14 protein-coding genes are annotated in these 15991 nt (G+C 56.6%); 7 read left to right on the top strand and 7 right to left on the bottom strand.

Annotation, left to right across the window (positions count from 1 at the left end; genetic code table 11):
- Window positions 1-57 precede the first annotated feature (57 nt).
- Both O987_RS16380 and O987_RS16375 read left to right on the top strand, forming a co-directional pair.
- Window positions 58-1293 (top strand): MFS transporter, encoded by a 1236-nt coding sequence (locus O987_RS16380; protein WP_043373538.1) that lies wholly within the window; start codon window positions 58-60, stop codon window positions 1291-1293.
- Window positions 1294-1730: 437 nt separating this feature from the next.
- A complete protein-coding gene (locus tag O987_RS16375; RefSeq protein WP_019042460.1) occupies window positions 1731-2099 on the top strand; it encodes a DUF1428 domain-containing protein in 369 nt (122 codons plus the stop codon).
- Between the two features lie 198 nt (window positions 2100-2297).
- Here the strand turns inward: O987_RS16375 and O987_RS16370 are convergent, their stop codons facing one another.
- From O987_RS16370 to O987_RS16345, 5 genes are all read right to left on the bottom strand, one after another.
- Window positions 2298-3815: a PepSY domain-containing protein gene (locus tag O987_RS16370; protein ID WP_043373536.1), complete on the bottom strand. Its 1518-nt coding sequence runs from the start codon at window positions 3813-3815 to the stop codon at window positions 2298-2300.
- 11 nt (window positions 3816-3826) lie between these two features.
- Window positions 3827-6013: a TonB-dependent receptor gene (locus O987_RS16365; protein WP_043373534.1), complete on the bottom strand. Its 2187-nt coding sequence runs from the start codon at window positions 6011-6013 to the stop codon at window positions 3827-3829.
- Window positions 6014-6101: 88 nt separating this feature from the next.
- Window positions 6102-6461: a DUF2946 family protein gene (locus tag O987_RS16360; RefSeq protein WP_043373530.1), complete on the bottom strand. Its 360-nt coding sequence runs from the start codon at window positions 6459-6461 to the stop codon at window positions 6102-6104.
- Window positions 6462-6871: 410 nt separating this feature from the next.
- Window positions 6872-7159, bottom strand: coding sequence for an H-NS family nucleoid-associated regulatory protein (locus O987_RS16355; protein WP_043373527.1), 288 nt, complete (start codon window positions 7157-7159; stop codon window positions 6872-6874).
- 1253 nt (window positions 7160-8412) lie between these two features.
- Window positions 8413-8976 carry a fasciclin domain-containing protein gene (locus tag O987_RS16345; protein ID WP_019042465.1) on the bottom strand — a complete coding sequence of 188 codons (564 nt, stop codon included), beginning with the start codon at window positions 8974-8976 and terminating at the stop codon, window positions 8413-8415.
- A gap of 425 nt (window positions 8977-9401) precedes the next feature.
- On the opposite strand from O987_RS16345, the gene O987_RS16340 reads away from it, so the two are divergent.
- The 4 genes from O987_RS16340 (at window position 9402) to O987_RS16325 (ending at window position 12777) form a co-directional block, all read left to right on the top strand.
- Entirely contained in the window at window positions 9402-9977 is a 576-nt protein-coding gene (locus O987_RS16340; RefSeq protein ID WP_043373523.1) for a sigma-70 family RNA polymerase sigma factor, read from the top strand.
- Window positions 9978-9995: 18 nt separating this feature from the next.
- Window positions 9996-10799, top strand: a complete 804-nt coding sequence (locus O987_RS16335) for an anti-sigma factor (RefSeq protein ID WP_019042467.1) — start codon at window positions 9996-9998, stop codon at window positions 10797-10799.
- Window positions 10800-11579: 780 nt separating this feature from the next.
- Window positions 11580-12254 (top strand): dihydrodipicolinate reductase C-terminal domain-containing protein, encoded by a 675-nt coding sequence (locus O987_RS16330; RefSeq protein WP_043373521.1) that lies wholly within the window; start codon window positions 11580-11582, stop codon window positions 12252-12254.
- 100 nt (window positions 12255-12354) lie between these two features.
- Window positions 12355-12777, top strand: a complete 423-nt coding sequence (locus O987_RS16325) for an Imm10 family immunity protein (RefSeq protein WP_043373517.1) — start codon at window positions 12355-12357, stop codon at window positions 12775-12777.
- A gap of 175 nt (window positions 12778-12952) precedes the next feature.
- On the opposite strand, the gene O987_RS28215 is transcribed toward O987_RS16325, so the two are convergent.
- Window positions 12953-13513 (bottom strand): GNAT family N-acetyltransferase, encoded by a 561-nt coding sequence (locus O987_RS28215; RefSeq protein ID WP_080731543.1) that lies wholly within the window; start codon window positions 13511-13513, stop codon window positions 12953-12955.
- 157 nt (window positions 13514-13670) lie between these two features.
- Here O987_RS28215 and O987_RS29695 point away from each other — a divergent pair, with 157 nt between their 5' ends.
- Complete coding sequence (locus O987_RS29695; protein WP_019042470.1) at window positions 13671-13805, top strand: hypothetical protein; 135 nt, start codon at window positions 13671-13673, stop codon at window positions 13803-13805.
- 295 nt (window positions 13806-14100) lie between these two features.
- On the opposite strand, the gene O987_RS16320 is transcribed toward O987_RS29695, so the two are convergent.
- The gene (locus tag O987_RS16320; protein WP_158407678.1) at window positions 14101-15951 is read right to left on the bottom strand and encodes a diguanylate cyclase; all 1851 of its coding nucleotides are present in this window, start codon (window positions 15949-15951) and stop codon (window positions 14101-14103) included.
- Window positions 15952-15991 lie beyond the last annotated feature (40 nt).

Genomic DNA, 15991 nt, shown 5'->3' with positions numbered 1-15991 from the left:
TGTCCACTGGGCCTGTCGAACTTCTCGTCCGCAGGCTTCTGCTCTACAAGCCTTTTCATGTCTGCGAAATCTGCAACGCTCGACGCGCCGACCGTGTCATCTTCTGGATCAGTGGCGGAGCAAAAGCCACACGGCTTTTTGCTGCCCATCGTCGGAGGTGCGGCCTTTGCCCACCTGCTCAATGACCTGATCCAGGCCATGCTGCCGTCGATCTATCCTCTGCTCAAGTCGAATTTCTCGCTCAGCTTCGGGCAGATCGGCATCATTGCCCTTGTTTATCAGGTCACAGCCTCCCTGCTGCAACCCTGGATCGGTATGTACACCGACAAGCATCCCAAGCCCTACCTGCTGCCTTCTGGCATGGTGATGACCTTGATTGGCATTGCACTGATCGCCACGGCAAATTCCTTTCCCATGCTGCTGATTGCCTCGGCTGTCATCGGAGTGGGCTCTGCCACTTTCCACCCCGAAGCATCGCGCATAGCGCGTCTGGCGTCGGGTGGCCGCTTCGGCACGGCGCAGTCCACCTTCCAGGTCGGTGGCAATACCGGAAGCGCCATCGGACCGCTTCTCACGGCCGCCATCGTCATACCGCTCGGCCAGGGCGGAGTAGCCTGGTTCATGCTCGTGGCGCTGGTCGCCATTTTTGTGCTGTATCGCCTTACGGTGTGGGTGCAGCACCATGGTCAGGCCAAGGCCAAGAGTCTGGCCAGAAGCCATGGAGCCGGCCTCAGCCGGGCTCATGTGATCCAAGCCGTGATCGTCATCTGTATTCTGATGTTTGCGAAATTTGTCTACATCGCATCGTTCACGAATTACTTCACCTTCTACTTGATCGAGCGCTTCGACCTCAGCGTGCAGCAAAGCCAGATGTTTCTTTTCCTGTTCCTCGCTGCCGTCGCTGCTGGAACGTTCGTGGGCGGCCCGGTGGGTGATCGCATAGGGCGTAAGGCCGTCATCTGGATTTCCTTTCTCGGCGTTGCTCCGTTCGCTCTCGCGCTTCCCTACGCAAACCTGTTCTGGACGGCGGTACTGGCCATCACCGTGGGTCTGGTGATGTCATCGGCCTTCGCAGCACTCGTTGTCTACGCACAGGAGGCTGTTCCCGGCCGCGTGGGACTGGTATCTGGCCTGATGTTTGGTCTGATGTTCGGCATTGGTGGCATCGGCGCCGCCGGCCTTGGCGAACTGGCAGATATAAAGGGCATCGTCTGGGTTTACGGCGTCACATCGTTCCTGCCTTTGCTGGGGCTGGCCACCGCCTTTCTCCCCAGCACGCACCCCAAGGCGTGATCTTCAGGCCTGTGACGATCACTTCCGGGCCATGCCCTGCAAAGGCGCGTGGCTTCCAGATGCCCGCAATGCAAGTCCGCCGATGGCCTCCTGCTTCGCGCAGGCAGAGTCAAGGTCTGCTGGGGGCGATCCGGCCAGAAGCCGTCGGTCACAAACGTCAGCCTTTGTGCACAGGAGCAGCAGTACCATCGAACCCCTAGTCATCACCACCTTCCCGGCGATCCTGCCAATCAGGTCCAGGGCCAGCGTACTTGGGCATTGGTCTGGTTGCTGTTCGCCAAAGACAATGTTGAATGCTCAGGCTCGGCTCCTATTGCCCGAGCCTGAGCTGCGAGCCCAAAGGGTCCATGTTGAAAGCAATGCAGCGGTGAACCCGGCGGGCATTCTGTAGCGGTGCTGTTCAAGCACCGACGGGCCAACTTGGCAGGAGTGAAAACATGTCATATATCGATGGTTTCGTGATCGCAGTCCCCACCGCCAACAAGGAAAAATTCATCGAGCACGCACGCAAGCTCGATCCGATATTCCTCGAACTGGGTGCAATCCGCGTGATCGAGGGATGGGGCGATGATGTCCCCGAGGGCAAGGTCACGGATTTCCGGCGCTCGGTGCTGGCCACGTCCGAAGAGACGGTGGCTTTCTCCTGGGTTGAATGGCCGGACAAGGCCACGCGCGACGCCGCAATGAAGAAGATGATGGAAGACCCGCGCATGGACCCGTCAGCTCCCGGCAACCCGCCCATGCCCTTCGACGGCAAGCGCATGATCTTTGGTGGCTTTGAGCAGGTCGTCGAAGTGAAGGCATGAACCCTGCGCCGTGCCACTGATTGCGGCTTGCTGATTGGCTCGCCAACGGTCTCACTTCACATGTGACTGCGGCATCGGCTTGCGCCAATCCCTGGCGCAAGTGCAGCCGGGAATGTGCAACGCCCGACCCGGAACAAGGTCGGGTGTCTTTTCATGGCGATAGCACGCGAGGCTGGGCCGTAGCCCTTGCGGCCCAGGTCAGCTGCCGAGCTTGTGGCTGATGAATAGCTTGAGCCGTCTGTAGCCCAGCACGATGCCTGTGAATGCCAGCGCAAACGCACCCAGGCTGAGCAGGACCAGCATGACATCTCGCGGCCAAGCGCTGCGCAGCATCCACGGCAAGTCCCAGCTGTGCAGGAAATTGAACAACCATCTGCCTGTACGCTGGCTACGGTCCAGGCTCAGCACCACATCACCGGAGTACGGGCTGATGTAGACGATGGTGTTGCCCGGATCCTCGAACTGGACCCTGAGTACGGGTAGCTCGCGCGCCGCTGCAGCATACATGGAAGCCTCGCCCCGACGGTAGTAGTAGGCGTCGAATTCGTGCAACCAGGCGGTGGAGCGTATGGCAAAGGGCAGCAACCTCTGCGCTGCCTGCTCCAGCAGAGACTGCTCAAATGTGCGCTCCACCTTGGGCGCAACAGCATTTGCGGGCAGCACGCGGGTGTCGCCCGCTCCGCCAAAGGCCAGCAGATAGGGCTGCCCGTTCAGCCATTTCCATGTGACCTCGCGCGTGTCAAAGCCCTGGGCATCGAGCAGGGCCAGTGCCTGGTGCGTGGTGAGTCCAGCGCTCGTGGCACCAGGGCCTGCATGCTGATAGGTGTGCAGGTCGGGACGGGTTCCCTGCGGGCTGAAGAGTCCCAGTGGATTCATGGACATCAGGCCGCTGAAAATCCAGCAGGTCATCACTGCCCCGAATACGAGGCCCGTGATGTGGTGCCAGCGCATCTGGAACTCCCGGTAAGGAGTCTTGGAGCCAGATTTGTAGCGGCCATGGAAGCGCCATCGCCAGATGCCCACGAAGGTGCCAGTGATGGCACACAAGGTGCCCCAAGCGGAAAGGCCGATGACCAACCAGCTCCATAGGGGATCCCTGGAGCCATCGCGGAACATGTATACCCAGTGGAGCCAAGCCCCCACGTAGTTCCAGTAGCGTTGATGACGCGGCACATCCATGACCACCTCACCGGTGCTTGAGGAGATGTACAGCAGGCTTGATGCGGAATCATCCATCCGGACCTTGATGAGAGGCCTATGGGGATTCAGCAGGGCCGAGTGCGTCCAGCGATCGTCCTGGGTTCGACCTTGTAGAACGCCATTCGCTCCAGACGTGAATGCTCGGGCGCTATGCAGTGCGGTTGCGTCATCGGGTGGCGGAGCAACAGCTCCCGTCCCGGCATCAACGACTCGCAGCGTGCCGTCAGCCTCCTTGAGCCGGTAGCTGGGACGGCCTGCAATCGTGGTGAGGGTGATCTGCTGCACCTTGTCCGGCGATGGGCTGTGGTTCAGCGCTACCTCAACCGGCAGGCAGCACTGACCAGTGCTCAGAGAGGGCAGTGCGCGCAGGTGCTCGGACGGCAGCAGCTTGGGGTAGCCGACAAAGAGCATGACCACTCCGCTGAAGACCCAGAGGGCCATCAGTACACAGGCAGCCACTGCTGTCCATCGATGCACCAGGAACACCAAGCGTTTGGCATGGGCGTAAGTCCACATCAGCAGCCCGATCAGAAACGATGGTTCAAGGTCAGCTCGACACGTCGTCCTTCCCCGACAAACCACTGGGTATTGGTGTAGTAGGAAGTCGTGAAATAGTGCTTGTCGAAGAGGTTGAACCCGCGCAGTGTGAGCGTGGTGGCCTTGGCTGCCTTCCATTGCAGCGCCAGGCCAGCGGTGGTGTATGCCGGCAGCTTCAAGGTGTTTGCGTTATCTGCATAGCGCTTGCCCACATGGCGCAGACCGCCGGACAGTGTCCAGTCAGGCACGAGCTTCCAGCTGACCCAGACATTGGCAACACGTTCCGGTACGTCCGTCGGCACATTGCCGTTACGCGAGACCGTAACGCCGCCTGCCGACTCGCTGAAATCGTCATAGCGAGCCTTGAGCAAGGCGATGTTGGCATCGATCTGCACCGTCTTGCCAAGCGGCATCGATAGCGTGCCTTCAATCCCCCTGGACGAACGCTCGCCGACCTGCACGCGCAAGGCAGGGTTGGCAGGATCTCGTGTCAGCAGATTGTTCTTGGTGATGGAATATGCGGCAAGCGTCCAGTCTCCCTTGCCCTCCCAGAACGATTGCTTGACGCCGATCTCGAACTGTCTGCCGGTCGATACATCGAAGGTGGAGTTGGCCGCCGACAGTAGAAGCAGGCCGCTGACGGGATCTGCCGCCCTGGAAGCTTGCGCATAGAGTGACAGATCCGGGTTCAGCTTGTAGACGGTGCCAAGGCGCCATCCGGTATTGGAATAGCTTCGCTTGAAGGCTTGATTGCCGGCGACCAGATCCTGGCGCGAGAGGTCCGTGTGGTCGAAGCGCGCGCCCGCCACGACAGACCAGCGATCGGTCAGTTCCAGCCTGTCTTCCGCGAACAGCGCATACTGCTCGGCCTTGTTCTCATAGCGGGGAATGAAAGGGACAGAGCTGTTGTAGTTGCCGGGGACCGGGTTGTAGGGATCCACGGAGCCCGAGCTGCCTGTGTAGGTGTTGTTGGTGTGCTGAAACGATGCCCTATTGACGTCGAACCCCAGGGAGACCTGATTGGCGCGCCCGAACAGACTGCCGCTGAAGCTCACATCCGTCGTGTTGCCTGTCTGGGTCTGGTCGTGACCGATTTCCGTATTGTCCGAGCGGTCGATCAGCCCTGTGGCCATGTTGTATCGATAGGCTTCCGCATTGCGCCAATAGCGATCACTGCCGATGTGGTAGAGCTTGCTGCGCACCACCACCTTGCTGCTGGGGGCCCATTGGGCGAGCAGCTCGGTCCAGCGGTCCTTGTACTGAATGCGGCTGTCCGCGACGTTGTAGTTGCGCTCACGGATGGCTGGATCCTGGACCCCATTGATCAGCGGTGTGCCGAAGTAGCGCATGGGCTTTTGCCGGCCCTGCGCATGCGACAGCTGCAGGTTGAGATCAGGTGTCACATCCCAGCGCAATGCGCCAGAGACTGTGCGGTTGCTGGAGTCCCCGCGATCCACCCAGCCCTCTGATTGATCACCGCTGACATCCAGGCGGTAGGACCACTGGTCGTTGATTGCGCCGCCGCTGCCAAAGGCCAGCGCACGCCTGCCATTGGTTCCTGCGGTGGCCTGGATTTCGTTCTGAACAGGCCCGCGTGCCGGCTTTTTGGGGATCACGTTGACCACGCCGCCAATGGCGCCGTCACCATAGATCACGGATGCCGGTCCACGCAGAACCTCAATACGCTCGATGGACCAGGTGTCGAAAGGAAAGCTCACTCCGACGCCGCCGTACTGACGCGTGCCGTCGTATAGACGCATGACCGAGGTGGTGTCCGTGAAACCTCTGGCCGAAAGAGAACTGCCGCTATTGCCCGGATGTCCGAGGCTGGTGATGCCGGTAGATCGCGTGATGGCGTCGACGAGAGCCGTGTCGCCGCGAGCCTCCAGTTGCTCGCGCGTGGTGACCTCGACACTGGCCGGTGTATCGCGTGCACTGAGGTCAAGCCGGCTGCCGGTGCTTACCGCACGCTCCAAAGAGGTATTGCCCGAAGAGTGAACGGTGACCGTGTCCAGGGTGACATCGGCCTGCGCCCAACCCGCTGAAGAGGCCGCGAGAAGAGGCGCGGCTAGCGATAGCTGGGCAACCGTCAGCGCCACATGCTGGCGTTGGAGCGGTAGGGACGAAAAAGAGCGAGCGCTGCCATCAGGCATCGCACCAGAAGAGTAAGAGGTCATGGAAAAACTGCGTGCAAGTGGAATCGGCCGTGCAGGGCTGAGCCCGACGGCTAAGGTGCGGCCGTCTCAGTAGACGGGCACAGCGGACTTACACGAGTGCTGGTGGTCCTCGCGGGGGCAAAGCGGCCCCCACCAGCGCGGCAATGCGCGCCGAAACCACAGGATGCAGTGCCAGGCCAAGCGGCTGTGGCTGTTCAAGATGCTGGGAGGAGTAGGCCGGAGGTGCTGTGATGGTCAGGCACAGGGGGCAGTCCAGCGAATGATGCAGACCGGGTGTGGCTTGCCCATCGTCATCCAGCATGATCACCTGCATGCTGCCGCTCGAGGTACAAACAACCTCGATGACTTTGGGATGCACGATGGGTGACGCGACTGCAATTGCCAAAGTCAGTATGAACCACGCCAAAACCAGGCGGGTCAGTGACAGTGAGTTACGCAGCGCTTGCATGGTCGCGCATTATGAAGCCTTCGCGCGGGAACTGAGCAAAGACCTGCGTTTACCGCGTTTGAGCAGAGTCGAGTCACCCTAATCTTTCTGCAATCGAATCCAGCATTCTTGCCCAGGCCTGACTCTCAAAAGCCTGCGATAAAAACGATTGGTCTTCCAGAGGCCGGGTATGCCTTTGCTCCTGACCGCGGCAAGCGGTTTCCGGGGCAGCATCGTCCAAGTCTCTGCGGTCAATAATTTTGCGATGGCCGAGTGGCCAGGAGCAGGGTTAGCAAGCCGGTGCAGCCAGTATTTGACGAAGTGATAGCGAGAGAGACCAGGAGCCTCAGTGATGCACCAGAAAAGGTGTCGCCGACAGGCCGTCGGTCGTGAATGTCTCCATAAAGAAAAAGTGGCCACTAGGGCCACTTTTAAATCGCAAACTGCGAACGGTCTTGATCCTTGATCCAGTTCGGCGGCTTTCCTCGGCCGGTCCAGGTCTGGCCAGTCACGGGGTCGCGGTATTTGGGAGCCACAGTGCCTGCCTCGCGCTTTTGCTTGGCTGGAGGAAAGACATCGTCCTGTGTCAGGCCGAAAGCCTCAATCAAATTCTTGATCTTTTGCACCGCGTCTGCGACTTCAGTCTTTCGGGCCGCAGCAATCTGTTGCTCAAGAGCCTCGCGTTGCGCCAACAAATCCTTATAAGAATGTGTACTCATCTAAAAGAGGTCCTATGTAAAGTTATGAACCAGCACTAAAGGGATGCACCCATACATGAGATACGTCGTTTATGCAGTTGGTTCACTTTCAGTGGAAAGTGACCGCGTACATTGTGTCTTGGTTTGAGGCGGGTCAACTTCAAAAACTCAGGCGCGACACAAAAAAACGATTCTCGTGGGTTGCGCTGATCTGCGCTCAGTCATCTCGCAGGGCTCATATTCCATCGCAAGCGATGGAATGCCTGGCTGAGTTCATGTGGGGGAGTGACCGTTTTGGCACAGGGGCTGGTCCAGGGGAATTCTGGATTCGCTAATGCTGGCGCGGGTTTGCGGGCGATTTGGGCCGAGCGCGGGGTGTTGTCAGCTTTGGCTCGAACTGGGCCGGCCCAGCGCACAAATCGGCCAGAATGGGCAGATAGTGCCCGGGAGAGGGCTGGCACGCGACTGCCGGTTTTTCCTGTGCCTCGAGCGTTTACAGGCATGATTGGCTGCAAAGCTTGGAATTTTTCAATGCGCCAGGGTCGGAAGTTTTTAGGTCGGAAGATCTGTTGCTTCCAACCTTGGAAGCCTATGAAAATCAGATAGTTATCTGGAGATGCCCCGGAGCACCTGAACTTCCCACGTCGCGAACGTCGGAAGTGGAAGAATTAGCCCTTAAAGGCGCATCTCAAAGTAGTGTGCCCAGCTTGCCGAAGGTGACCTTTAAAACAAGGATCGTTGCCTTCGCTTTGGTGGTTCAGTCACCCCGCAAGCTTCCCACATATCTTCGGGAAGCAAATGCCGTCAGGAGAGCTCACGGCCAGTCTGGCTTGTCGAAGGCCTTGAGCGTATCTTGAACATCGCAACACGATCCATTGCGGTCGCTCGCAAGATCGCCAGCCAGCGTCTGCTCTCGGCGGGAGCAGTCACTCGACACTGGGCAATCTGGACGAGGTTTGGCCGCAAGTTTGCATGCCGGTTAGCGGTCGTTTGTGAGAGCCTGCGATCGACCCATTGCTCGGTGCGGCAACTGTTCTGACTCACCAGGACCGCCTGGCGGTACTACCACTGATGCATTGGCGCGAAGCCTTTCACACTCGATTCGGCTTCGCGCCTCGTCTCAATCAAGACTCTCTGATTTTTTGCTCGAATTCACGCCTCTTGGACTTAGGAAAATTGAGCATCCAATCCTATTTGGTTGTCCTGATACTGCATTTTGACCACTCAAATTTGTGGTCAGTGATCGAGACGATACCCTTGTGACAACCCTTCCGTTAATTGGGCAGTAGTACTTTATCGATCACATGAATCACGCCATTGGATTGGTATACGTTGGGAATGGTCACCGTGGCTGCGCCACCTTTTTCATCCATCAGCATAATTTTCTGTCCACTCGACTTGGCCGTAAGAGTGCCGCCACTGACGGTTTTGATCATGGCCTTGCCGTTTCCATCCTTGATCATCTTGCTCAGTGCTGCGGCATCCCACTTGCCCGGTACAACGTGGTATGTGAGGATCGTTGTCAGCATCCCCTTGTTTTCAGGCTTGAGCAGCGTGTCTACGGTGCCAGCAGGAAGCGCATCAAACGCCGCATTGGTAGGCGCAAAGACAGTAAACGGACCAGGTCCCTTGAGCGTGTCGACGAGACCAGCGGCTTTGACCGCTGCAACCAACGTGGTGTGATCCTTGGAGTTGACCGCGTTGTCGATGATGTCCTTGGTAGGCAGCATGGGTGCACCACCAACCATCACATCAGCCATCGCTGCGACGGAGGCCGCAGTCATCGAGATAGCCAGACCGAACGAAGCCAACTTGCGTGCAGATTGAATCGAGTACATGGATGCTCCTTGATGTACAAGCCGAAAAATGCCGGCTGTAAGGAATACGCAGCCAATTCCTGTCTGGATTCATTGATTTTTGCTATTCATTCTTTGTTGGCGATGAGACGGATGCGCGGACATACAGCAAGGTTGCCTCTGACTTTATTTCAGCGGTAGAAGTCAGTGCCCCGTCTGCGAGCTATTCGGGCGGTTCGTCTGGTCACGCCCTGCAATTTGTGGCGCTGCGATGTCCGACGCTTGGAGCATGCAGCCTTTGGCAAGATGCATTCAAGATTCTGAGAATATTTTTCTGTTAATTCGTGCGCTGCCCACATCCAGCAGCTCAGTTGCTGCGTATAGGTAAATACCCAAGGTCAGCAACATGCCTTGGCAGTTATCCAACAGCGCCGCATGAAGGATGTGCTTCTGATCACAATGGCTACATGAGCGCCAATACACCGGACCACGAACTGATGGACTTACTCGATCGCGTAGCAACCCGGGATGAGGTTGCTCTCAAGCTTCTATACGATCAGACTGCTTCCCGGTTGTATGGTCTGGCTTTGCGCATCCTCGGCAACAAGGAGTGGGCCGAGGATGTGCTGCAAGAGAGCTTTCTGGCCATCTGGCGCAGTGCGGGGACTTACCGGGACTCGCTCAGCCCACCCCTGGCCTGGATGGGCATGCTGGTGCGCAGCCGGGCATTGGATTTTTTGCGCCGCCGCAGAGCCGAACGCCTGCATCTCAATGTGCCTATTGAGGATGCCGATGCGTTGCCGCAGGACAAGGACACGCGAGGGCCAATGCAATTGGTGGAGGCCAGTGAACAAGCCGTCGTTTTGCATCAGTGTCTAGAAAAGCTGGAGCCGCCCCAGCGCCAAGTGGTGAGCCTGGCCTATCTGAGGGATTTGAGCCATAGCGAGCTGGCCAGCAGCCTGAAGCTGCCGCTGGGGACCGTCAAAACATGGGTACGCCGCAGCCTTGAGCAACTGCGCAAATGCATGGCGCGCCATGTCTGAGTGCCAGGAGTCCACATCATGAATCTGATCCGAAACCCTGAATTGCTCGATCGCCTGGCAGCCTCCTATTCGCTAGGTACCTTGCACGGCGGAGCGCGCAGGCGTTTTGAGCAGATGGCTCGTGAGTTTCCCCAGGTTCGTGCGGCGGCCTTGCTCTGGCAAGGTCGCTGGTCAGCCTTTTCCGAGGTGCAGGCTCCGGTGCAGCCCGACGCAGTAGTCTGGACACGCATCGCCAACTTGCTGCAGGCAGAGAAGTCCGGCGCCAGGCTGGCACGGCAGCGTGAAGCCGCTGCATCGAAGTCGCCTTCAGGAGCGCTGGCATGGTGGCGCGGACTGGCCCTGGCAGGCGGCTTGGCCACGGTGGCGGCTATCTCGGTAGGGCTTTGGTCGCATCAAGGTCTCAGGGAAGCCTCGCAACAGAAATTGTCTGCGCTGCAGACTCAGCTCCAGATGGCGCAGGCTGAATTGCAGGCAGTACCCCAAATTCAATATGTGGCGGTACTGGCCGATGGCAAGGCTGATGCATCCATGCTGGTGACCTTTGATCCCCAACACCAGCAACTGGTTTTGCAGCGCGTGAGCGGCTTCAAGGAGGCGGACAACAAGTCGCTGCAATTGTGGGCCTTGCCTCAGCAAGGCGCGCCACGTTCCCTCGGGATCATGGGTGATGGAAAGCTCGAGCAGCTCACGGCACAAGAATCCGAGATGAGAGCGATTCCTGCACTGGCCATCAGTCTGGAGCCCAAAGGCGGCGTACCCAGCTCAGCGGGGCCGACTGGCCCAGTGCTGTTCAAAGGGGCACTCATTCGTCGAGATCTTTGAACTATGTCTGCGCCAGCTCTGAGGCAAGCTGCACTTAATTAACTCAATGCAAAGCACAAGTCCTGGTGCCCTGACTGCTTTCAGTCATTGACACTTGATACTTGAACGACTACAGCCATCTGTGAATCAGCCGCTCGCGGCCACGTGTGGGGGAGTGACCGTTTTGGCACAGAGGCTTGTCCAAGCAAATTCTGGGATCGCTAATGTTGGTGCGGGTTTGCGTGCGATTTGGTGTCTGCGGGGCATCTTGGGCGCTTTGGCACCGAATGGGCCGATCAGGGGCACAAACGGCCGGAATGGGCCGATAGCTTGCTGAATAGGGCAGGTGCTGGGATTTCCTATTTCCCTTGTATGGCGGGCGCTTAGCGGGTATCAGCGCCGATAGGGCCGGGTTCCTGTCAGTTCACCGAGGTCGGACAAGATGAGGTTGGACATGCATTTATGTCCAACCTCATCTTCTCTATGTATATCAGTGACATAGGCGCAAGATCGGCTCAATGCAGCGACGTCCGACCTGCGTGGAGGTCGGACGCTGTTTATGCGTCTTGAAATTGGTAAAGGGCTTAAAACAAGGCTCATTGCCCTAGCGTCGGAGAGACGGTTACACGCAAGCAGGCCGCAGTTCTGCGCTCCTGGCTGTAGGTGTGGCGAGGCATTGCAAATATCTCGTGGCCAGACAATCTGCGGCTGTCGCTGTTCTACCCCTTGCGGTCATTCGCGGCATCATTTTCACGATACGATGCAGTACATCAATAGTGGTTGAACGGGTAGATCTATTTCATGCAAGTCTTTGTGGCCGGTACAGGAAAACTTGGTTCTGAATTGTTGAAATCTCTCACTTCTAAAGAGGGACAGGCAATTCTTCCCTGGCATGGCGGGCCGATTTCGAATGAAAAGAGCATCGTCATTCATGCGGGCTCTGGACGTGAGCTGCAAACAATTTCCACTTTCTGCTCCCGCACATCCTCCGTACTGATTGAACTGTCCACGGGTTCCGCAATTGAGTCCGTTGATGTCTGCTTTCCAGTTGTGCTATGCCCAAACACCAACATCCTCATGCTTAAATTTATGCATATGTTGGAATGCTCAGGCAGCTTGTTCAGCGGCTATGACATAAAGCTAACGGAATCTCACCAAGCATCTAAGAAGTCTGTTCCAGGCACTGCTGTTTCTATTGCCAACGCATTGAACATTCCTTTAGACAAGATTGCTTCAGTTCGTGATACAGCGATCCAAAAAGATGAGTTAAACATTCACGAAGAGCATCTGGGGCGGCATGCCCTTCATCAAATCAGAATCAATGACGGCTCGTGCCAAATCGAGATGGAATCGAGAGTAGTTGGCGACTCTCCTTACGTTCATGGCGTACAGCAAATCGTAAGTGCAGTGATAGGGCAAAAGCTACTAAATCGGATTTACTCGATTACTGAGTTCATTGAGAAGCGATGGCTCTGAACAAGCTCAGTCACGAGCTTCCGACGACCGCTTCTGGCCGCTAGTGAGCGGCAGGACGTACCATACTCCTGTCGCTGCTTTGCCCTCTCAAACCACCAACATGAACAGCCTCTCGTTCACCGCTGCTTGCATAGTCACAAAAGACCCTGAAGGCTTCTGCCACCTTGTCGGCTTCGCCGACAAAAAGCACGGCACGGAGCACTACCTGATGCTCCAACGCTCCTTCGCAGAGGACAAAGACGAACAGGATGAAGTGCTGGGCATGGACACCTACCATGTCGAGTGGAGCGGCCCGCAAAGTCCTTGCTATGGCGGCATCGCGGAGTTTGTGCTGAAACGTTCTGGTGTGGAGGTCACGTTCAAACGCGAGGGGGCGCAGGGCATGAATAGTCTGGAGCACATGTCCATCGACTTCGATCTTTCGGCCAGCGAATACGAGGAGCTGAAAGCAGCCTTGACGGATATTTTTGCTGGAGATGGCTGCTTTGAAATGACCGATAGTCAAGCTACCAGGACCTCATAGGCATGGCGGTAGAGTACTAGGGGTCTTTAGTTCGGATGGAGCGCAGCCAATTATGGTCGATTGTGCCTGTGCTTCAGTGAGTATTTTTACCGGCCCAGTTGGCGCGGTGGCCGGTAGCAGCCGGCCGCCGAAGGCCCCTTAGTAGACGTTAGCTGCTTTCTCATTCCAAGTATCGTTATACGGAATCTGATGCCCTTTCGCCTGGGTGAGCTCGATACAGAAGGTGTTCACGCAACGGGTGCCCCGTAGGCAAGGACGGGTGTTCAAATGTTCTAGGCTCTCGCTTCATGCCTAGGCGCTGCATAACGCGTTCGGAGGGTGTGTTATCCAAAGTTGTAAAGGAAACTACTTCAGGCAGGGCTAACTTATCAAATGCAAAGGAGAGTGCTGCGCTGGCCGCCTCTGTTGCAAAACCATTTCCCCATGATGCTCTGTCAAGGCGCCAAGCAATTTCAACACATGGAGTAAACGGAAGTTCATCCGTAGGCTTGTGCAATCCGGTAAAGCCGATGAATTTGGCCGTCGTCTTTTCCTCCACAGCCCAGACCCCCCAACCTTGCTGCTCGATGAGGCTACGACAATACCTCGCCAAGTCATTACTCTGTTCAACAGTAAGTGTCGCGGGAAAAAAGCGCATACCCTCCACGTCTGCATTGATGCTAGCAAATACAGGGTAGTCAGGGTCTCGCCATTGCCTGAGACGCAAGCGCTTGGTCTCTATTTCCTGAATGCGCATCACTAATCCTTTCGCGTCAACGTGTCTATGACCAAATTCTCACCATGTGCGACTGTTCCCGGCCTGACAACGACAGTCGCAGTTAGACCCAGAGGGGGCAGTGCATGACCAACCAAAGATGAGCCATAGAATTGGTTTTTTCGGGAGACTTCATAGTATGAAGGCTGTGCAACTCATCGTTTTAGTGATTGTCGTTGGCGCGATTTTTCTTGTGGTGAATGGATTATTTTCTGCTTGGGCTTTGCTGGAGCTGGCTTGGTCGATGTTGCTCAGCTTTGTAAATCTCTTTTGATGTAGCCCGCAATAATGCGTTCCACGCCATATGGTTGTCACATCCTTGGATGCTCCGACTCAATTTTCATCCCATTGGATGCATGACGGCACCGTTATCCCGGGCCCGGTGGCCCGATGTTTTAGGTGGTGTAACTGGGACGTTGAGCGTCGCTTTCATCTGCCGAGACCGACTGCTTCTGGCCGGACTGCGCCAGTCACAGATCGGCCCAGATCAGCCACTGAAACATTCACACAAAGCAGACGTAGAGTTCATCCGAATAAAAAGGCACTTTTCATATTGCATCATTCGCGGGTTAAGCTGCGACTGGCGAATGCTCGAATGTGGATCCACTAGCCTGCGTCCGAACAGACTCGATGATGCGGCCTTTGCCGGCGTGCTTTGCCATGTACATGGCCTCATCGGCACGCTCCAATAATGAGTCGCAGGACTCGTTGTCGCCCGCATAGTAGGCAATGCCGATGCTGCAACCCACCGTGGCGGCATGTCCATCCTCTACCACGATGGGAATCTGCACCATGTCCAAACAGCGCTGCATGATGCCCACCGCATTCTCGCGATTGTTTTTCCCCGTCAACACCACCACGAACTCGTCGCCACCCAGACGGGCTACACAGTCATGCGAACGCACTGCACTGTTCAACCTCTCGGCAATTGTCTGCAGCACAATGTCGCCTGCGTCGTGTCCGTGCGTGTCGTTCACGCTCTTAAAACCATCCAGATCGATAAAACACACGGCAACAGTGCCTTGGTCTCGATCAGCAAGCGCGATGGACTGTTTCATTTGCGCGATGACGAGACGGCGGTTAGGCAGCCCCGTCAGAGCATCATGAGTGGCTTGATATTCAATCTCTTTCTGGCGCTTTTTATGAGCTTCCACATCCACAAAAATCCACACTGAATCGGTATCAGTGATCTGTGCAGCATTGGCATCGACCCAGAAGATTTGACCACTGCTGTTTTGCAGCTGCACCTCGGTGCGAAAGCGCCTATTGTGGTTGAGTGCCTCGCTGGAAAGTCTCCCCATCCGCTCATATGTTTCATCGTTGGGATAAATGCAGCGCTTGGATTGCTGGAGTAACTCGGAAACGCGCTTGCCCACCATGCGTGCCATGGCTTTGTTAGCCCAGAGTATTTTGCGGTCGCGTACCTTGATCATGCCGATCAGCTCATTTTCCACAAAGAAGTTTTGCTCCTTAAGCAGCTGTGCGTTCTGGAGTTTGGCAGCGAGCTCCCGCTGCTGGTGCAAGAACAAGTTCCCAGCACCAAACGCCATAAGCAGCACGCAAAACGCGGTCAAGCTCCACGCGGACACCGCTTCACTGCGCCAAGGCTGAAGGTAGCTTGCAGTGCCCAGACCTGTATACACCGTCAATGGATAGGGGGCTGAAAGGCGTTGATAGGCGGTAATGCGCTCGATGCCGTCCAATGCCGTAGGCGTGATGTACCAGCCATGCTCTGGGTTGAGCCGCCGGGTTTCTTTGAGCGCCGAGGATGTCAAGGTTCCGCCGATACCTTTCGTCGACGTTGGGTCAGCAGCGGAGTAACGAGCCACTACCCGGCCCTCGGCAGAGCGCAAGGTGGTGGCGCTGTCTTCACCTGGTGTCAGCGTCTCAAACAATTTGCGGAAATGTTCCACCTCCAAAACAACAAAGACGGCCCCCTTGAATGCCCCATCACGGGACTCCAGCTTGCGGCCCAAGACAAGACTCCATTGTCTAAAAGAATGGCTGATCAGTGGCTCGGAGATCACCATCTGGTTTGAGTGCTTCAAAGCGTCGAAGTAGCCCCTATCCTTGATTGAGAAGGGGCGCTCGCCAGATAAAAGGCCAAGTCGAACCATGCCGGATTCATCAGCCACGCGTACGGCCTTGGAAAAAGGCAGCAAGGCCTGCTGATTGATAACGGCGTTTTCAAACTGAGGTGCGGTGAGTCCTGTCTCTTGGAATTCTTGAGCAATCGTCGCTAGAGCGTTATCGATAAGCCGCATCTCGGTGTTTAGCTCATAGCTCAACAGGCGAGCTTGGTTAACCGATGCATCCACTCCCCGCTGAACGTGATAGTCATACGACTCGTTCAGATTGTGCCAAGTAGTTGCTATCAATATAGAAGCAATAAAGACAACTCCTACAATGGTTTTCAGCAAAAGACATCTAGACTGGATAAGACTTCTAACTAAGCCATCT

The organism is Comamonas testosteroni TK102 (assembly GCF_000739375.1).
Lineage (GTDB): Bacteria > Pseudomonadota > Gammaproteobacteria > Burkholderiales > Burkholderiaceae_C > Comamonas > Comamonas brasiliensis.
The sequence above is the reverse complement of the archived record's forward strand: the minus strand, read 5'-3'. Positions and strand labels throughout refer to the sequence as shown.